The organism is Psychrobacter sp. SWN149 (assembly GCF_015864565.1).
GTDB lineage: Bacteria > Pseudomonadota > Gammaproteobacteria > Pseudomonadales > Moraxellaceae > Psychrobacter.
Genome location: NZ_JADYWX010000001.1, coordinates 581,539 through 601,937, shown reverse-complemented (window position 1 = coordinate 601,937; position 20,399 = coordinate 581,539). Strand labels below are relative to the sequence as shown.

14 protein-coding genes are annotated in these 20,399 nt (G+C 43.4%); 9 read left to right on the top strand and 5 right to left on the bottom strand.

Annotated elements, in window-relative coordinates; translation table 11 throughout:
- Positions 1–428: 428 nt before the first annotated feature.
- The 5 genes from dnaA (at position 429) to I6E86_RS02455 (ending at position 8,432) form a co-directional block, all read left to right on the top strand.
- A complete protein-coding gene (gene dnaA / locus I6E86_RS02475; RefSeq protein WP_197175059.1) occupies positions 429–1,874 on the top strand; it encodes a chromosomal replication initiator protein DnaA in 1,446 nt (481 codons plus the stop codon).
- 158 nt (positions 1,875–2,032) lie between these two features.
- Positions 2,033–3,208 (top strand): DNA polymerase III subunit beta, encoded by a 1,176-nt coding sequence (gene dnaN / locus I6E86_RS02470; RefSeq protein ID WP_197174906.1) that lies wholly within the window; start codon positions 2,033–2,035, stop codon positions 3,206–3,208.
- Between the two features lie 168 nt (positions 3,209–3,376).
- Complete coding sequence (gene recF, locus I6E86_RS02465) at positions 3,377–4,582, top strand: DNA replication/repair protein RecF (RefSeq protein ID WP_197174905.1); 1,206 nt, start codon at positions 3,377–3,379, stop codon at positions 4,580–4,582.
- A gap of 503 nt (positions 4,583–5,085) precedes the next feature.
- Positions 5,086–7,695 carry a DNA topoisomerase (ATP-hydrolyzing) subunit B gene (gyrB, locus tag I6E86_RS02460; RefSeq protein ID WP_227680480.1) on the top strand — a complete coding sequence of 870 codons (2,610 nt, stop codon included), beginning with the start codon at positions 5,086–5,088 and terminating at the stop codon, positions 7,693–7,695.
- A 107-nt stretch (positions 7,696–7,802) separates the two neighbouring features.
- Positions 7,803–8,432: a manganese efflux pump MntP family protein gene (locus I6E86_RS02455; protein WP_197174904.1), complete on the top strand. Its 630-nt coding sequence runs from the start codon at positions 7,803–7,805 to the stop codon at positions 8,430–8,432.
- Between the two features lie 211 nt (positions 8,433–8,643).
- On the opposite strand, the gene rlmF is transcribed toward I6E86_RS02455, so the two are convergent.
- Positions 8,644–9,702, bottom strand: a complete 1,059-nt coding sequence (gene rlmF, locus I6E86_RS02450) for a 23S rRNA (adenine(1618)-N(6))-methyltransferase RlmF (RefSeq protein WP_197175055.1) — start codon at positions 9,700–9,702, stop codon at positions 8,644–8,646.
- A gap of 29 nt (positions 9,703–9,731) precedes the next feature.
- The gene (locus tag I6E86_RS02445) at positions 9,732–10,463 is read right to left on the bottom strand and encodes a LysE family translocator (RefSeq protein WP_197174903.1); all 732 of its coding nucleotides are present in this window, start codon (positions 10,461–10,463) and stop codon (positions 9,732–9,734) included.
- 320 nt (positions 10,464–10,783) lie between these two features.
- Here I6E86_RS02445 and I6E86_RS02440 point away from each other — a divergent pair, with 320 nt between their 5' ends.
- Positions 10,784–11,584 carry a crotonase/enoyl-CoA hydratase family protein gene (locus I6E86_RS02440; protein ID WP_197174902.1) on the top strand — a complete coding sequence of 267 codons (801 nt, stop codon included), beginning with the start codon at positions 10,784–10,786 and terminating at the stop codon, positions 11,582–11,584.
- Positions 11,585–11,609: 25 nt separating this feature from the next.
- Positions 11,610–12,287, top strand: coding sequence for a tetratricopeptide repeat protein (locus I6E86_RS02435; RefSeq protein WP_197174901.1), 678 nt, complete (start codon positions 11,610–11,612; stop codon positions 12,285–12,287).
- Here I6E86_RS02435 and I6E86_RS02430 read toward each other — a convergent pair.
- Positions 12,279–13,493 (bottom strand): IS256 family transposase, encoded by a 1,215-nt coding sequence (locus tag I6E86_RS02430; RefSeq protein ID WP_197174900.1) that lies wholly within the window; start codon positions 13,491–13,493, stop codon positions 12,279–12,281. The genes I6E86_RS02435 and I6E86_RS02430 overlap by 9 nt on opposite strands.
- 278 nt (positions 13,494–13,771) lie before the next feature.
- Positions 13,772–14,623, bottom strand: a complete 852-nt coding sequence (locus I6E86_RS02425; RefSeq protein WP_227680479.1) for a hypothetical protein — start codon at positions 14,621–14,623, stop codon at positions 13,772–13,774.
- Positions 14,624–14,977: 354 nt separating this feature from the next.
- Here I6E86_RS02425 and I6E86_RS02420 point away from each other — a divergent pair, with 354 nt between their 5' ends.
- Positions 14,978–16,144, top strand: coding sequence for a MalY/PatB family protein (locus I6E86_RS02420; RefSeq protein ID WP_197174899.1), 1,167 nt, complete (start codon positions 14,978–14,980; stop codon positions 16,142–16,144).
- 233 nt (positions 16,145–16,377) lie between these two features.
- Here the strand turns inward: I6E86_RS02420 and I6E86_RS02415 are convergent, their stop codons facing one another.
- Entirely contained in the window at positions 16,378–18,108 is a 1,731-nt protein-coding gene (locus I6E86_RS02415) for a YadA-like family protein (protein ID WP_197174898.1), read from the bottom strand.
- A 640-nt stretch (positions 18,109–18,748) separates the two neighbouring features.
- Here I6E86_RS02415 and guaA point away from each other — a divergent pair.
- The gene (guaA, locus tag I6E86_RS02410; protein WP_197174897.1) at positions 18,749–20,344 is read left to right on the top strand and encodes a glutamine-hydrolyzing GMP synthase; all 1,596 of its coding nucleotides are present in this window, start codon (positions 18,749–18,751) and stop codon (positions 20,342–20,344) included.
- The last annotated feature ends 55 nt before the right edge of the window (positions 20,345–20,399 follow it).

Below are 20,399 nucleotides of genomic sequence, written 5' to 3'. Positions count from 1 at the left end.
TTATAGCTAGTCAATGCGAGTTAACTTCCATAGTTATCCACAGATTTTAGCGATTTCTATAATAATAATTGATTAATATATATAGATATTGTTGTTATTGGAAGCCTATTTTTCTGTGGCTAACTGCCATTTCCTCTTTATTATCAAATAACTAAGCTATGGGTAAACCTGTGGATAACCTGTGTATTGAATATGGATAAGTCATTATTTGTATTTATCCACAAAACTATCCACAGTCTTATCCCCAAAAAACAAGGTTTTATCCACAGGTTATTTGTGTTAGATTAGCCGCTAGTTGATATACTAGTTTGTAGTACTTAAAAGCGTGGCTTTTTATGCGGATACCTACAATCAGTATCAAGGATTAAGTTACAGTCTATATGACTAAAACACGATTATTTTTTCAGATTATAGGGTCACTACTTTTCATGATAGAAACAGCAAATATTTGGGATAAATGTCTAAACGATTTGCGTTACAGCGTCAAAGACAATGTATTTACTATGTGGCTGAGGCCTTTATCGGCTCATCAGGAAGCACAAACCCTCATCATTCTCGCTCCTAATGATTATTTTGTAACTTACATCAAAAAGAATCATCTACAAGATATTCAGCAATTAGTAACTAAGCATAGTCAAGGTAGTATTGAGGAAGTTATTGTACGTGTCGATAATGCGGGACGTAATGTAGAGGATAATAACCAAGCAACGTCAGGGTCACTGTTTGGAGAAGATGAGCACGCCCCTACCCCATCTGAGCATAAGTTTGAATCTATCCATCATCATAATTCTAGAGCAGATGTTGATGCCAATATGCGTCATGCAGAATTACTCGATTCTACTGATGCCAAGTCCTTAAGTTACCTAAATCCTGATTTTACGTTTGAGACATTCGTTACTGGCAAGTCTAATAATTTGGCCTATAAAGCTTGTTATGAGCTTGGTAAGAAGCAATCAAAAAATCGTCATAATCCTTTATTTATATATGGCCCTTCTGGTTTAGGAAAAACGCATTTAATGCATTCTGTAGCACATCGCTATTTAAAAAATAATCAAAGTTTTTACTATTTCACTTCTGAAAAATTTATTAATCAATTGGTTTATTCATTAAGAAATAATAAAATAGAAGATTTTAAAAAGAAAATTAAAAAAGTAGATTTATTAATTGTAGATGATATTCATGTATTAGCAGGAAAGACCAAAAGTAGTAATGAATTTTTGACTTTGTTTGCAGATTTTACCAGTGGTGATAAACAACTTATCTTGGCCTCTGATCGTCATCCATCACAAATGACTGAGTTTGACGAGCGCTTTAGATCAAGATTCTCTTGGGGTTTGACCGTAGCAGTTGATCCACCTGAGATTGATACTCGTGTTCAAATTTTGCAGAAAAAAGCAGCATCATATGGAATGGTGTTACCTAAAGAATGTGCACTATTTATCGCACAAAATGTGGTATCGAATGTTAGGCGATTAGAAGGTGCGCTAAATCAAGTGTTTGCCAATGCAAATTTAACAGGTGCACAGATAACGCTTGAGATGGTGCAATATGCGCTAAAAGACATCGTCGCCATGCGTGTGCAAGCCGTCAATATGGATAATATTCGAAAGATAGTCGCTGAATATTATGATATTACTATCAAAGATATGATGGGACGAAAACGCACTCGAAGCATAGCCAGACCGCGTCAAATAGCGATGGCTTTGTCGCGTGAGTTAACAGGTGATAGTTTCCCTGAAATTGGTCAGTCATTTGGTGGACGCGATCATACAACAGTGATGCATGCGTGTGATAAGGTAAACGAATTACGAGCAGCAGATCCAGCATTTGACAAAGACTATAAGACGTTAGCATTGATGTTACAGGCAGGTTAAAGTGCTTTTTGTCATGTTTTTTAGTCGATAGATATCGTTTATAATATTGAAAATATAAGCAAATAACTGCTTTGTAGATTATCGTTATCAGACAGAGTATTATTAAATCATTACTTAGCATTTTTATAATAAAATCATTCAATTAAGAGTAACTAAGCATGCAATTATCGATTAATCGAGAGTCGTTATTAAAAGCTATTAATCTGATCGCCAAAGCCGCTGATAAACGCCATAATATGGTTATTTTAGGCAATATTAAGCTACAGCTATCTGAATCAGCGCTTATTTTAACTGCCTCTGATTTGGAAGTAGAGTTGACGTCGACGTTGAAATTGCCTACAGGTGCTTGTGTTGAAGCTGGGACAACAACTTTACCTGCGACAAAGCTGAAAGATATTTGCAAATCATTACCAGCACAAGCGCAAGTCAATCTGGCAACTCAAGCGAATGAACGTTGCCTACTGACTAGCGGTAAGAGTCGCTTTACATTAGGTACATTGCCTGCCGAAGACTATCCAAGCTTGGGTAATCCAGAAAACATCACACCATTAATCATCAGCCGTAGCCGCCTTACTGATTTGATCCACAAAACTCAGTTTGCGATGGCGATTCAGGATGTGCGTTACTATCTAACCGGCATGTTGTTTGATGTATCACAGCAGCAGCTAACCACGGTTGCAACTGATGGACATAGATTGGCTTTAGCGCGTAGTGTCATCGATGTGAGTGCTGATTTGAATATGCAGGCTATCTTGCCACGCAAAGCTGTCATTGAGCTTGAGCGTTTGGCTTCTGAGCTTGGTAAAATGCTTGGTGATAAAGATAATCCAGTTACCTTAAGTTTTGGTCGTGAGTTTCTGCAAGTCAGCTTACCGTTTGGTGATGTTGATAGTGTAGGGCAGGTGAGTGATAATTTAATGGTCACTTTTACGGCACGCCTGATCGATGGTAAGTTCCCAGATTATCGCCGTGTCATGCCAAGTAATACGGATAAGCTAGCGTTGTTTAACCAAGAAAAAATGACGGATGTGCTACGTCGTGTTGCGATTTTGAGTAATGAAAAATCTCGCGGTGTGGTATTTAACTTTGCCAGTGATGGTATGGTAGAAGTACGTGCTAATAATGCTGAGCAAGACGAAGCGGTGGAAATGATACAAGCTAAGTATCAAGGTGAGCCAATGGAGCTGTCGTTTAACGCTGCTTACTTACAAGATGTACTGGGCGTTATTCAAGGTGATTTGCAAATGCATATGAGCCAATCAAACGCTTCAGTGTTGGTCCATCAGCTGAATGATGAATTCCATCAGTATGTCATTATGCCAATGCGAATATAGTGATATTCGTTTTATAAGAGTGGCAGAGTTGGGTTTTGAGCTGTATTTAAGTGCAAATTTACTCTTAGAGTAGGTTTGCACTTTTAGAGTTTAATCTTTTTTATTTAGATTAAAAGAAAACTTATGCCTACTTCTTGTATACTATTTTAATAGGCGGTTATCGGTATTATGATTGAACGTCTGCAAATTTCACACCTTCGTAATCTAACGCAAGTCAATCTACAGTCCGCTGCCTGTAACGTCATTATTGGCGAAAATGGTAGTGGCAAAACCTCATTACTTGAAGCCATATTTCTGCTATCCAGAGGCAAAAGCTTCCGTCATCACCAGCCTAAGCGTTATATTCAGCATCATCAAAATACAGTTATTGTACATGCTAAGCTTAACGATAGCAGTACCTTAGCTATCCAAAAACAAGCTGATGCGACAACTCTCTTACGTCTTAATCAGACGACTGTCTACAACCAAAGTATCCTAACTGAGCAACTGCCAACGTTACTGATAGATCCATCAACGATGGATATGTTAGAGCAGGGTAGCGCCAGTCGTAGACAGCTATTAGATTGGCTAGTGTTTCACATGAAACAAGGTTTTCATCCACAATGGGTTGCCTATCAACGATTGCTAAAACAGCGCAATAGTTTACTAAAAAAATCGCGCCATTTGACTCAAGTACAGCTTGCTGAGTTGAAATCATGGGATAAGGGCTTGAGTAGTCATGCAGCACTCATCCATCATTATCGCGAGCGGATATTTGCCGAATGGCAGCCTTATTTTTCTGAAAGCATTGAGCAGTTACTACCATCTTATGCTGAACAGTTGAGCTTAAGCTACAATGCTGGCTATGATACGAGTATTGCGCTAGATGTGCAGCTTAACGAGCGACTAGAGCAGGATCTGCAGCTAGGATACACTCGCATCGGTAACCACCGAGCTGATGTTCATGTGCATTGGCATTCTGATGATTCAGTAGAGGTGAGTAGTGAGCATGCAAGTGCAGCGCCAAAAAACGATATCAGTGCTAAATTGCCGACTCTAAAAGAACAAGCGGCTAATGTACTATCTCGTGGCGAAAAAAAGTTGTTAATCACAGCACTACGGTTGTCTCAGTTACCGCTATTGCTCAACGCTGAACAGGATATTGATTCGCAGAGAGACGGATTTAATACTAGAGCCACGCCAGTCGTATTGCTAGACGATATAACGGCAGAGCTTGATGGTAAGGCAATAGAGATTTTATTATCAACTTTATCACAGTTACCCTGTCAGGTATTTATGAGCAGTTTGACCGATGATATCGTACCATTGGTTAAAGAATTATGGCCGAACCCTAATATGTTTCATGTGAAACAAGGCGACATTCAACCTCTTTAGTAATGTTCCTATACTACCTATTTTACCCTCACTTATTACCTCGTAACTCCTTTGTACCTACCATTACTTTCCTACAATACCATTTATTTTTTGAGAGTCACTCATACTAAGAAAACTGTCAGTAAACAGTGACTTAGAAGCAAAAAAATGCTAAAATTAGGCTTTATTTTCATCCTGTTTTCAGCAAGTTGTTTAATAGCGTTATGTAGATATTTTTTATTATCTATAGATTTCTAAGTGTTTGATAAGTATGTGTTTAATTGATTCTGCTAGCTTTAATAATGTTTAAAAAAAAGAAGCTGATTGTGAAATGTTAAAACGTTGACTTGGTATTCTCTGAGTCACTATCATCTCTTATGAAATTTTGGTTGATTATGTTTTAGCCAATGATGCGTATCGAAGATTTTTACTACAACAGTTGAGTCTAAAATAACGTTATGAGGCATCATCGTAGTGGTGAGTCCATAGCAAACGGCTGATTATGGCTAGATTAAGGAAGACACATGAGTGATTCATTACCTACTGACCACGAGCAACTGACATCAGATAGTATTGCTGCAACGACGGTGCCAGCTGTGGCGCCTGAAGTATTACCCTCTGATTATAGCTCTAAAGATATTCGCGTATTACGTGGGCTAGAAGCGGTACGTGTACGTCCTGGTATGTATATCGGTGATACCGATGATGGCACAGGCCTCCACCATATGGTCTTTGAGGTAGTGGATAACTCTATTGACGAAGCGCTTGCAGGCCACTGTGATCAGATTGACATCATTATCCATGAAGACGAATCTGTCAGTGTGATGGACAATGGTCGCGGTGTGCCTGTCGATATCCATCCAGAAGAGGGTGTATCTGCAGCACAGGTCATTATGACTGTACTGCATGCTGGTGGTAAGTTCGATGACAATAGCTATAAAGTGTCAGGTGGTCTGCATGGCGTAGGCATCTCAGTGGTCAATGCTTTATCTAAAAAGTTAGAGATGAATATCTGGCGTGAAGGCTATCACTATAATCAAACTTATACTGATGGTGTACCTGATGCTGATATTCAGCAGATGGAAGCCACGAATCAGACGGGTACGCAAATCCGTTTTTACCCGAGCAGTGATGTGTTCACTGGTACTATTTTTGAATATGACATTTTGGCAAAACGCTTACGTGAGCTATCGTTTTTGAACTCTGGTGTGCGTATTGTATTGACTGATGAGCGCATTGATAAGCGTCATGAGTTTGAACATAAAGGTGGATTGTTAGAGTTCGTTAGTTATATCAATGCTGGCAAAGACGGTGTCAACGAAGTCTTCCATTTTACCAGTCAACAAGACGACGGTATCAGCGTAGAAGTCGCACTGCAGTGGACAGATACTTATAACGAAAAAGTACTGTGTTTCACTAACAATATCCCTCAAAAAGATGGTGGTACGCATCTATCAGGTTTCCGCTCAGCTTTGACGCGCTGCCTGAATAGCTATATGGATCGTGAAAATTTATTCAAAAAAGAAAAAGTAGCTGCAACTGGTGATGATGCCCGTGAAGGTCTAACGGCTATCGTCTCTGTGAAAGTACCAGATCCAAAATTCTCTAGTCAGACTAAAGATAAGCTCGTATCAAGCGAAGTAAAATCAGCTGTTGAATCAGCGATGCATGATAAGTTCAATGATTATCTACTAGAGAACCCAAGTGCGGGTAAAGCGATTGCGAGTAAGATTATCGATGCGGCACGTGCACGTGACGCTGCTCGTAAAGCGCGTGAGATGACGCGTCGCAAGACGACTTTGGATATCGCAGGCTTGCCGGGTAAGTTGGCTGATTGCCAAGAAAAAGATCCAGTACTATCAGAACTCTACATTGTGGAGGGTGACTCTGCAGGTGGTTCAGCCAAACAGGGTCGTAGTCGTAAAACCCAAGCCATTTTGCCATTAAAAGGTAAAATCTTGAACGTTGAGCGTGCTCGTTTTGATAAAATGCTGTCTTCTGCTGAAGTAGGTAATCTGATTACTGCACTTGGCTGTGGCATTGGCCCTGATGAATATAATCCTGATAAAGTACGCTATCATAAAATCATTATCATGACCGATGCCGATGTTGATGGATCACACATTCGTACGTTGCTGTTGACTTTCTTCTTCCGTCAAACGCCTGAATTAATCGAGCGTGGCTATGTTTATATCGCTCAGCCGCCGCTATACAAAGTCAAAAAAGGTCGTCAAGAGTTATACCTAAAAGACGATGAGGCACTTAAAGCGTATCTACTGTCATCGACAATTGACAATACTAAGCTGCATATCAGTGCTGATGCGCCTGCGATCACTGGTCAAGCATTAGAGACACTACTGAATGACTATAACCAAACGCAGCTGATCAAAGCCCGTTTGCAGATTCGTTTCCCAGCAGTAATCTTAGATGCGTTGACGCATACACCAAAGCTGACCACGGATATGACTAACGATAAATCTGCTATGCAAGCATGGAAAGACGCCATGCAAACGCAGCTGGACCATTTTGGTAGTGATCTAAGCCCTGAGATTGAACTGATCAATATCCATGCGCCTCAGCCAAAAAATATGGACGCGGCAGCAGCTGATTTATTGGGTATGAAGCCAGAAGTATTGGCTGAAGACACTATTGATGGCGAGGCATTATCTACCAAAGCACAGTGGCTACCACGTATCACGGTCTATGTGCATCAGTTGGCCCATCATTATTTACTGGATGCGAGTTTCATTAGTTCGGGTGAATATAGCAAACTATTACGCTTGTCTGCTGAATGGAACACGTTGCTTGAGAGTGATGCCTTTATCCGCCGTGAAGCAACAGCGGGTACGACGAAAGATATCCCAGTACGTGACTTCGATTATCTCTGGCAGCAAATGATGGTCGATGCGCGTCGCGGTTTAGCAATCCAGCGCTATAAAGGGCTAGGAGAGATGAACGCCGATCAGCTTTGGGACACAACGATGGATCCTGAAAACCGTCGTATGCTACGCGTCACTATCGAAGATGCAATCGCCGCTGACCATATGTTTACTTGCCTAATGGGCGATCATGTTGAGCCGCGCCGTATCTTCATCGAAGAGAATGCACTGACTGTTTCTAATCTAGATATCTAAAATTAGAGTTGGCTGTTAATAAAACATTAAAATACCGCTTTGGCCTCCAAAGCGGTGTTTTTGTTTCACGTGGAACAAATAACTGACCATTTTACGAGAAAAATAAAATGATTGAAGTCGTATTACTTGCTATCGCATTGGCAATGGATGCATTCGCTGTCGCTATTGGATTGGGTGCTAAGTCACAAAAACAGAGTAAGTCGTATTTACTACGATTGGCTATTTACGCAGCTCTATATTTTGGTATTGCTCAGGGTGTGATGCCGCTCATTGGTTATCTATTAGGCGCAGTACTTTTGGGTTGGTTGGCAGCAGCTGCACCTTGGATTGGTGGGTTTATTCTGATCGCTCTCGGTGGAAAAATGCTTTTCGAAGTATTTACTGCGGATGAAGAGGATGCTGTTGATAGTGCGCTTCACACAAAGGGTGATGCTATAAATGCTGATAGTGAGGCAATGTCAGTTATTCATAACGGCCATAAAACTATCAATCACCGCACTTTATTCACACTCGCCATTGCGACGAGTATTGATGCGATGGCAGCAGGATTTACACTTAATTTGTTAGAACTAAATGCATGGTTAGCTTGTTTAATCATAGCGTTAATTACTGCTGTATTTAGCTTGTTTGGTGTTTATTTAGGCTGGCGATCTGGTACGTGGTTAGAGGATAAAGCAGAAGCATTAGGTGGATTGGTGCTTGTTTTAATTGGGCTAAAGGTAATGTTTTTTAGTTAATATGGTCAAAGAATGACTAAACTGCTACGGCGTTACCCTCCTTAGATGTACGACTTGTACTATCTGCAGTCGGCTGCCTTGTACCTGTTTTAAGCTTCTTTGACTATCAGTCGTTTTTTTAATTTACTACTTCCAATAAAAAGCACCGCTCTAAAGTTTAGAGCGGTGCTTTTTGTTTCACGTGAAACTTAAATAGATAAGCTTCTAACGATTATTCTTCGTCAGTGCCAAAACGCCATGCCAATACACGGGTACTTTTTTGACCCTGACTCATCTCAATAATACGCATTTGGGCGACATCAAGTTGCTTTAATAATAGCTGTAATGGTTTCACATTTTCAGACTTTGAGACTAGGGTCGTAAACCAACCAACATGCTCTGCAAAATCTTGGCTCTCTTTTGCCATTTTGGTCAAAAAGGCAATTTCGCCACCTTCACTCCATAGCTCTTTATGCTGACCACCGAAGTTTAGGTTTTGTGCAGCATTACCAGTCTTCGTCGAACTGCGGCTTATTTGCTCGTTTTCATTTTTGCCGCGATGTCTTTGCAAGTTATGTTGCTTGCGGCTGTTAGATTCCATCGCTTCTTCTAATGAGGCATGGAATGGAGGGTTACAGACCACCACATCAAAGTAGTCTTGACGACCGATGATGCCTGCGAACATATGCTTAGGATTGGTTTGTAATTTGACTTTTACCGCACCTTTTAGCTTTGGATTAGCATCGCAAATAAGGGCAGCAGTATTAACTGAAATTGGATCGATATCGCTGGCGGTAAAGCGCCAGCCGTAGCTCTGGCTACCAATAATTGGATAGATAGCACTGGCACCCGTACCAATATCTAAGGCATGGATTTCTTTACCTGTCGGCGGTGTGTTATCCGCATTCACATGAGTGGTCTGCGCAAGCAAATCAGCGATATAGTGAATATAATCAGCACGTCCTGGGATAGGTGGGCACAAATAGCCTTCTGGAATGTCCCAAAATTTAACGCCATAATAATGGGCCAGTAGCGCCTGATTGAGGACACGTACGGCTTGGTGATCCGAGAAATTAATCGTCGGCTCGCCTTTAGGGTTGGTAATAGTATGCTTGGCAAGCTCAGGCAACGCGCGAGTCAATACCGCAAAGTCATAACGACCTTGATGTGGGTTGCGCGGATGTAGCTGACCGAGTTTTTTGGCGGTCGCCGGTGATCTGTTTCTGTGTGTACTATTTGCTGGAATACGGGTCATAGTGTGTGGCTTTGATGTTTGAATATAATCAACCATTTTAGCAGATTTCACGAGTAACGAATGTCTTATCGACTACGTAAAATCAGATTTAATCCCAATACTATCATCGCTGTACCCAATACGCGGTCGATCCAATGCTCAAAACGCTGAAACCGGCGATGAATCGCAGAGATAGAAAGCAGCATCACGACCGTACTAAACCATGCCATTTGTAAGACCATCATCCATACGCCATAAATGGCCAGCTGCCACAGCGGTATATCAGGTGATAATACGAGTGTGAATATCGCGACGAAATATACGGGTGCTTTTGGATTAAAGACATTACAAAAAAATCCGCGACGCAACGTAGCAAAGGTGGATTCGCTATTGCTAGGTAACTTTTGGGTAGAGATATCTTTAGTTGGGGGTGTGGTTTGGCTAGTAAGCGCATCCTGTGAAACGTGAGCGCTTGAACTTACTTCTGAGTCTGCTGCATTTGTTAAGTTGGCTAAATCTGCTGGTTTTTTAGGTTTGGCTTGAATACCTTGCCAACCGAGATAAATCAGATAACCGCCGCCCAACCATTTGATAGTAGTCAATAGTGGCTGCGAATGAGCGATGACCGTCGCCAGTCCCAACACCGAATAGATAATATGTACGGCAAGACCCAAGGTAATACCGAGACTACAGATCAAACCAGTGCGCCGACCCTTTGCCAACGTCTGCTGTGATACCAAGACAAAATCAGGCCCCGGGGAGGCTGCAGCGAGTAAGTGGACTGTAGTGATCAGCAAAAAACCGTGCCAAAATTCCATAGAGTGCTCTGAGTAATGTCTATATTTTCCTCATGGTTACACTTAACGTGAATGGGGTCAACTGATATTGATATGAGCTTTATTCGTAGCAGTTCTACTGCTTGTGTTATGGCGCGAGGGTGTCTATATTAAAAGTGGGTTTATCGACAAATTTCTATGAATCTATTACCGAATTATCATCTTCATTAGTAAGACCTGTATTGGTCAGAACTATATTGAAGATAGACGATTGCTGCGACTGAGGATATATCAAGGATATCGAGGCGCAACTACATAACCACCCATTACATAATAATGATTATTTCAACAAGGACAGAACCATGACTACGGACAGCAACGCAACAGAAAATCGCATCACTTATAACACCCAAGGCCATGTTTGCCTGGTCGGGCTAAATCGTGCCAATAAACGCAATGCCTTTGACAGTCATATGATTGGTCAGTTGTCTGACGCGATGACCCGCTATGAGCAAGACGACAACTTACGCTGCGCGTTGATATTTGCGCATGGTGATCACTTTACCGCTGGTCTAGATTTGGTCGAGCTGCAAGACAAGCTAAATGATGGTGTGTTTAAGTTTAATGATGATCAAATCGATCCGTGGGGCATCAGTGGAAAGCTGCGTACCAAACCTGTGGTCGTGGCGGTCAAAGGCACTTGCTTTACGGTAGCTATTGAGCTGATGCTAAACAGTGATGTGGTCATCGCTAGTGATAACTGCAACTTTGCACAAATGGAAGTCCAGCGCGGCATCATGCCATTTGGCGGGGCGACGGTACGTTTTGTAGCGGCAGCAGGCTGGCAAAAAGCTATGCCATATCTACTCACTGGTAAAGCATTCGATGCGCAAACGGCTGATAGACTGAATTTGGTCAGCGAAGTGGTAGTAAACGGCACTGAATATGAGCGTGCGTTAACGCTGGCACAAGAGATCTGTAAAGCTGCGCCTTTAGGTGTGAGAGGGGCATTGTCTTCAGCACAAGATGCCAGTCGAAATGGGGCAGCGACTGCATTGGCCAATATTCATAGCTATCTGCCGCCACTCTTTCACTCAGAAGATGCGAAAGAAGGTGTAATGGCGATGGTTGAGAGACGTGAGGCTGAGTTTAAGGGGTGTTAGGCTTAATAATATAAGGTCAACTATGATGAAAGGGTTATTTCTATCAGTAGGTTTGTTTTTGTGGATATCATCAGGGCATGCACACGTTCAAACGCATGAGAAAAATCATTCCCAAACGAAAGTACAAAGCTGCGACATGGTCGACGCTTATGATGACCATCTCCATGAGAGATATAATGCTCCAGAACCAGGTATAGAGATCCAAGGGATGATTGACGCATGTCAACAATCCGTATTAGAAAACCCTAATAATCCGTATTATATCTATCAACTGGCACAAGCTTATTATAATCATAAAGATTATGCCCAAGCCTACTCTTATTACCTGAAAGCAGCGCAGCAAGGTTATGAACCTGCCGAGCAAAGTTTAGGTAAGCTTTATAGAATGGGCAGAGGAGTTGCTCAATCTGATACTGAAGCGGCTAAATGGTTTTTAAAAGCAGCAAAGCAAGGAGATACCCATGCGCAGTCTGATTTAGGTGGAATGTATTATCAAGGTCGTGGTGTGGTGCAATCTTATAAGCAAGCATTAAAATGGACACTGTTAGCCGCTGCACAGGGCGATTCTTATGCTCAGTATAATGTGGGGCTAATCTATGAGACGGGTAGAGGGGTTGCTCAGTCATACGAGAAAGCCATAGAGTGGTATCAAAAATCTGCCGGGAGACCATCCCAGATTCTGTGTAACTGCCCTTTAGATTAAATGCTTACTAATACGGTCATCAAACATAATCATAAAGCGATTAAGAGCAGACGTCCAGTTACGAATGGGCATCGACCACTTTTTGGATGCTTGCTGGGTTGCTAAGTAAACCACCTTGAATGCGGCTTGATCGGATGGGAACACCTTACGCTTATTCACCGCCGTACGAATCACACTGTTTAGCGACTCAATAGCATTGGTGGTATAAATGGCTTTTCTGATGTCTTTAGGATAACCAAAGAACACTGTCAAGCCCTCCCAATTGCTGCGCCAAGACTTGATGACATGTGGGTATTTATCGCCCCACACCTCATCAAAGTGCTCAAGATTGGCCTCTGCTATCTCAAGCGTATCAGCGCCATAGATGGCCTTTAAATCAGCCGCTACTGCCTTCTTATCCGTCCATGGCACAAATTTCATAGAATAACGCACCATGTGTACGATACACAGCTGAACCTGTGCATTGGGATAAACGGTGTTGATAGCATCAGGAAAGCCTTTTAGGCCATCCACACACGCAATGAGAATATCTTGCACCCCGCGGTTTTGTAGCTCGGTGAGAACACCTAGCCAGAACTTAGCGCCTTCATTCTCTGAGAGCCACATACCAAGCAGCTCTTTCTTACCACTAAGATTGACGCCTAGGGCTAAGTAAATAGCTTTGTTGATGATTTGTTTGTCTTGACGTATCTTCACGACGATGCAGTCCAAATAGACGATAGGATAAACACTGCTTAACGGCCGGTTCTGCCAAGCTGTGATGTCCTCTAATATATTATCGGTGACTCTTGAGACAAGAGAGCTTGAGATGTCGACATCGTAGAGCTCTTTAATACTCTCTACAATCTCGGTGGTGGTTTGACCCTTGGCGTAAAGGAATATGATCTTGTCATCAAGGCCACTAATACGGGTTTGGTGCTTACTGACCAACACAGGCTCAAAGCTGCTATCGCGGTCTCTTGGGGTGGAGATCTCAAGATCGCCTGTGTCACTGCGGACGGTCTTTTTAGTGTGCCCGTTGCGCTTATTAGGCTTATCCGCCTTTTCATGCTTGGGATAGCCGAGATGGTCTGCCATCTCAGCTTCAAGGGCAGTGTCGATGAAGGATTGCATGAGCTGCTTCTGAAAGTCTTTGATGTCATCGAAGCTGTTCATGCTACCAGCCATTTGCTCGGCCAGTTTCTTGATGTCAGATTGAGTAGTCATTGCTTATTCTCCTGTTATTGGATTATAAGCAGTTACACACTTTTTAGGAAAGGCTCTCTGCCGGTCAAGGTAATGCTTCTGCACAATCCAAACTGGACTACCTACAACGCTAGGTTTCTGTATCTCGCACTTATATACGCTCTTATCAGCCAAAAATTCATCATACAAACTAGCTGTACCAACCAAAAAAGACCTCGCAATTGCGAGGTCTTTTTTATTTTATTGAGTATAGCTAATTACATCTTTACCAGCGTTAGAAACTAGGCGGTGATTGACGATTATTTAGCTGACTTATAGTAATCAACCATCATCGTGCCCAAAGTACCGTTGTCATCGATAGTGACGATTCTGACCGTACCTGATTGTGCTGCGGTACTAGACTGAACCTGTCCGGCACTACCTAAGACGACTTGGTTATTTTTAGCTGCCTTTGCCTCATTACCGATAGCGATGCTATTCATGCCAGCTGCCATAGACTTATTACCGACAGCGACCGAATTTGCACCTTGTGCTGCTGCTGCTTCACCGACTGCCGTAGCACGAACACCACTAGCGTCAGCTAAATGACCGAACGCTTGTGCTCGCTCGCTTGTGGCTTTGGATTTCCAGCCGATAGACGTTGAGCCTAGACCTGCTGCGTTGGCTTCGCCGCCCACAGCCGTTGCTGAGTTCAGACCTGCATTGGCTTTGTTACCGACAGCGACTGTATCGTTAGTACCACCAGCCATGGCTGCTTCACCAACTGCGGTAGAGCGAACACCGCTAGCATTGGCTAGATGACCGAACGCTTGCGCGAGTTCAGCGGTGGCTTTTGATTGCCAACCGATAGACGTTGAGCCTAGACCTGCTGCATTGGCTTGACCACCCACAGCCGTTGCTGAATTCAGACCTGCATTGGCCTGATTACCGATAGCGACGGTATCATTAGTGCCGCTAGTCGTGGCAGCGTTGCCAAGCGTGATGGCGGTACTGCTAGTCACAGTTGCAGTGGTTGGAGCGTCTGACATCTTATGCTCAGCGCCTGTTGCCATCGTCGTGCATGCCGTGGTTGCGGCGATAGCTAAAGTAAGGGCGCTAATCTTGAGTGCTGTACTCTTAAGTGCTACGTTTGATAGAAAGTCCATTTTCATTATGCATCGTCCTGTAAAAAAGCCATAGAGACTTTATGGTGGGGTTATAGGTGACTTGGAATCATCAGATTGATAGTATTAATATACTGTCATGACATGAGTTCCAATCGGTACGTAAAATTAACTATACGACTTTCACATTAACTTATAATGACAATTCAATCAATAAACGCTTTATACCTTTTATATGCTCAAAGAGTGCTCAAGCGGAGAATAGATAGCTATGCTCTAAAGGCATGCTAACTATTCGTTTATTGATACAAATACAATAAAGTATATCGGTAACGTAGTACATATACGGCACTGTATTTTTTTTACCCAAAGCCATTATTTTTACAATTAAGAAGAAGTCCAATGCAATACAACTTTGATGAGATAATCGACAGACGTGATACAGGGTCACTTAAATGGCATTATACCAATGACACGATTCCGTTATGGGTCGCAGACATGGACTTTAAAGCCGCCCAACCAATTTTAGATGCCGTTGAGCAGGTCGTGCAGCATGGCATATTGGGTTATACCAAACCTACAGATAGCCTGTATGAATCAATTATTCAGTGGCATGGCAGTCGCTATAATTTGCAGCTGACTGAGCAAAATATTTTATTCTCTCCCGGTGTCGTCCCAAGCTTAGCGCTGATGATGAATGTCTTTACCGAAGTAGGCGAAGCAGTATTGGTGAATGATCCTATTTATACACCCTTTATGAGCAAAGTTGAGCAAAATGGCCGCAAGCTTGTGCTCTCTGCATTAAAGGAAGTCGAGGGCAAGTATCATCTGGACTTGACCGATATAGAAGCCAAAATAATCGAACATGACGTTAAGCTGTATCTACTCTGCAATCCGCACAATCCGGGCGGGCGCGTATGGAAGACTGATGAGCTTGAAGCATTACTTTCTATTTGTAAAAAGCATAACGTAGCGATTGTCAGTGATGAAATCCATCAAGATTTAACCTTAACGGGTCACACGTTTATACCGTTTTTAACATTAGCAAAAGGCTATGAGCACAATGTCATAAGCCTGACGTCAATGACCAAAACCTTTAACATCGCAGGTATCAAAGGCTCGATGATATTTGCGATAGATGGGACATTGGTCAAAAAAATTAGCCAGCAGCAAAACCTAAATGACGAGTATGAGTTGAATCTATTCGCTTATACGGCCATGCGCGTGGCTTATGAGCATGGCGATGAGTGGTTGGCGCAGGTGCTTGCTTATATCGAAGCCAATATTGATTTAACGGTGCAGTTTTTAGAAGAGAATTTGCCTAAGATTAAGGTCATGCGCCCAGAAGCCTCGTATTTAATTTGGGTAGATTGCTCAGCGTATGCTGAAGACGATCAAGCACTGTATGACACCCTTCGCGCTGCCAAGGTTGAGCTGAGTGCGGGATTTAAATATGGTGGGGAAGGGCATCTTAAAATGCGTATTAATGTCGCTTGCCCTAGAGCATTGCTATTAGAGGGGCTCAATCGTATGCATGCAGCGTTGAGTGATACCGCTACGTCTTCATAAAAAACTAAGATTTGGGCGATAAATGATAAGAAGGCTGAACTATAGTCAATCCTTTATAAAAGAGCTACAGCGTTAACCTCGCTTGAAGTATCACATATACATCTGCACTCGGTTGCCTTGTATCTCTTTTAAACTGAATCCACTATACCAGTGTAGTCCAGCCTTTTTATTAGAATGTTATCAATCTTTTTACCTATATAAAGTAATAGGTTTGATAAAAGCTGATGAGCTATTTACCAAGCAAAAGTAACCCCGCCACGTGCACCTACTTTACCGGTATCAGTACCGAAACCAGCACCGGTAGAAATGGTAACGCTGTCACTCACGCGTCCAGCAAACGAGGCGCTGATCGCGGTGCTACTATTGTAGTAACCTGTACCAATGGTCATCGCGTATTTTTTGCCTGAAGGAATCACTGGCGTCTCCATAGATAGTGCCATGGCGATACCGTCTTCTGCTTCATCTAAGCGATCTTCTTGACGATTATATTGACTACGTAAATCGTTAAATTGTCTCGATGTCGCTAGCGAGTCTACACTGATGCTAGTACCCAGCGTACCGTTTGCATCAGCAGTTACGATATTGGTGGCACCTGACTGTGATGCGGTACTGGCTTGTAGCTGACCTGCGCTACCCAATACAACTTGATTGTCATTTGCTGCAGTGGCACCGTTACCGATAGCGATACCGTTTGAGCCAGTCGCAGATGATTGATTACCTAGCGCGACAGATCCTGTGCCTTGTGCCATGGCGGCTTCACCGACTGCAGTAGAGCGTACGCCCGTTGCTGATGCCAAATGACCGAATGCTTGTGCGCGTTCACCAGTCGCTTCTGATTGCCAACCTACTGAAGTAGACCCTAATCCTGCAGCGTTTGCTTGACCACCGACTGCTGTGGCTGATTTCATACCAGCACTGGCTTGGTTACCAATGGCGACTGTATCATTACTACCGCCTGCCATTGCTGCTTCACCGACTGCGGTAGAGCGTACACCATTTGCTTGAGCCAAATGACCGAATGCTTGCGCGCGCTCAGCATTTGCGCCGGCCTGCCAGCCGATAGCCGTTGCACCTGGGCCAGTCGCTACTGACTCGCCGCCTACAGCAGTCGTCGAATTACCGTTTGCATTGGCAGTATCACCAATCGCCAAGGCATCTACACCATTAGCAATGGATTCGTTACCGATAGCGGTAGCGAAGCCAGATTTTGCATCGGCGTTTTCACCGATGGCCAGTGAACGCTCACCTTGAGCAGTCGCTAAGTGACCAAAGGCTTGTGCGCGTTCAGCCGTGGCTGCTGACTGCCAACCGATAGAGGTTGAACCGACACCTGCTGCATTGGCTTGGCCACCGACCGCTGTGGCTGAGTTATTACCAGCAATCGACTGGTTACCGATGGCGACGGTATCATTACTACCGCCTGCCATGGCTGCTTCGCCCACTGCAGTTGAGCGAACGCCTTGGGCGGTTGCTAAGTGACCAACAGCAGTAGCACGCTCAACAGAAGAGGACTGCCAGCCAAGCGCGGTAGAGCCTGGGCCGGTAGCAATTGATTCACCGCCAACTGCTGTGGTTGAATTGCCCAAAGCTTGAGCACCAGCACGTGAGCCATTCTCAGATACGCCACCACCAATTGCTACAGCATCTATTCCATCAGCTTGTGAATTAGCACCAATTGAAATGGCGTTTTCATCAGAGGCAAAAGCGGTGTTACCTACCGCAACAGCGTTAGCTGCCGCTGCGAATGAGTTTTGACCTACTGCAGTGGTATTGTCGGCAAAGGCGCTGGTATTTGGGCCACAAGCCAAAGCATCTGCACCAAAGCTAGATGCACCCCCTACATCGCCACTGCTCAATTGACATTCAGCCGCCATGACGGTGGACGTACTAAAAGACGCTGCGGCAACTGCCAAAGTGAGTGAGCTAAGCTTAAGGGCTGAGCGTTTTGAGAAATTCATTTCCATAACTTTAATCCTTTTATAAAAGCGTTAAGTGCTTTGTGACTCGTCCGGTGAGTGTGGCTAAGGAAATACTAGACCCTCAGTATCAAGGGGTTTTATCTAAAAAATCTGACAACTAACTGTAACTGCTACAGCAAGAACTTTTTAATAAAGTACACGTCTTTGTAACAAAAATCGACTAATATTTTTCTATTGTTTCAATACGATACGGATTTGAATAGCTAAACTTTATAGACTTTTAAGAAAATATTTTAAGCGATGTTTTTTTGCTTTATCATGAAGCACAGTTAAAAGCAGGACACGATAATTGAAGAAATATGATAAGAATCAGTTGAGATGCTATAGGTGGATTATGGTTAGCTTTCTATCATTATATGAATGTGAAACAAACAGCCTAGCAGAACAGAGTGTCTCAAGACGGCAAAGAGTCTTAAAACAAAACGTCCAAAAAATAGATACTTTTAATATAGGATTGAATGAAATAATAGGTCTTAACAACATGGGTCACAGGTGAAAATGCATTATTAGAGAGTTTGTACGAGAAAAATGACTGAATAATGAAATTTTGCGGATGAAGTAGCCCTTATGCGGCATAAACTTGTTAAAATAGAGCACCAATTTATCTATTGATGGACATCGATTTATGACCACTGCCGCAGCCACCCCTACGATCAAAGAAGACCGCATCTTAATTCTCGATTTTGGCTCGCAGTACAGCCAGCTTATCGCCCGCCGTGTGCGCGATGCTGGCGTGTTTTGTGAGATGTTCCCTTATGATATTGACACCCAGCGCATCATCGATTTTGGTGCAAAAGGCATCATCTTATCGGGTGGCCCTGAGAGCGTTCATGCAGAAAACAGCCCGCGCATTAATGATGCCGTGTTTGATTTAGGCATTCCGGTATTGGGTATCTGCTACGGTATGCAGGCAATGGCAGATCGTTTCGGTGGCAAAGTTCAAGCCAGTGATGTGCATGAATTTGGCGCTGCTGTGATCAATGTAAACGGTACTTGCGCCTTGCTCGATGGTATCGAAGATGCAGCAGGCACGCTCAATGTCTGGATGAGCCATGGCGATAAAGTGGTTGATGCCCCTCAAGGCTTTGACGTTGTTGCCAGCACACCAAGTTGTCCAATTGCCATTATGGCCGACGACACGCGCCATTATTACGGCCTACAGTTTCACCCAGAAGTGACCCATACTGCACAAGGTCAGGCATTGCTAGCACGCTTTGTACATGACATCTGCGCCTGTGCTGGTAGCTGGACGCCAGACAATATTGCCGAGATGCGTATCGCACAATTAAAAGAGCAAATCGGTGACAAGCAAGTATTGCTAGGTCTATCAGGCGGTGTCGATAGCTCAGTTGTTGCTGCGCTATTGCACAAAGCCATTGGTGATCAGTTGACTTGCGTATTTGTCGATAACGGTCTACTGCGCTTGCATGAAGGCGACCAAGTGATGCAAGTGTTTGCAGAAAACATGGGCGTTAAAGTGATTCGTGTTGATGCAGAAGATTTGTTTTTAAACGCATTGGCAGGTCAGTCTGATCCAGAAGTCAAACGTAAAATCATCGGTAAAACATTCATTGACGTATTCGCCGAAAGCGCCCGCCAAGTAAGCGAGCAAAGCGATGGCAAAGTCGTTGAGTTCTTAGCACAGGGTACGATTTATCCTGACGTGATTGAGTCAGCAAAATCGCATCAAGGTAAAGCACACGTGATTAAGAGCCATCATAACGTTGGTGGTTTGCCAGATGACTTGGCATTCAAGCTGATTGAGCCGTTACGTGATTTGTTCAAAGACGAAGTACGTAAACTGGGTATCACACTTGGCTTGCCGCCTAAAATGATCAATCGTCATCCGTTCCCAGGTCCAGGTTTGGGTGTACGTATCCTTGGTGAAGTGACCAAAGAGTATGCAGATATTTTACGTCAAGCTGATGCCATCTTTATGGAAGAGCTTGAGCGTTCAGGCTGGTATGCCAAAACGGCGCAAGCATTTGCCGTATTCCAACCTATCAAATCAGTCGGTGTGGTCGGTGATGGCCGCCGTTATGCGTGGGTAATCGCGCTACGTGCCGTTGAGACCGTAGACTTTATGACGGCTCGCTTTGCGCATCTGCCGTATGATTTGATCGAGACGGTATCGAACCGCATTATGAATGAAATCGCTGAAGTATCACGCGTGACTTATGATGTGTCGAGCAAGCCGCCTGCAACGATTGAGTGGGAATAATACTTAATAAAAGCTATCAAACTAAAAACCTGATTAGCGTCGTCAAACTCGTTCA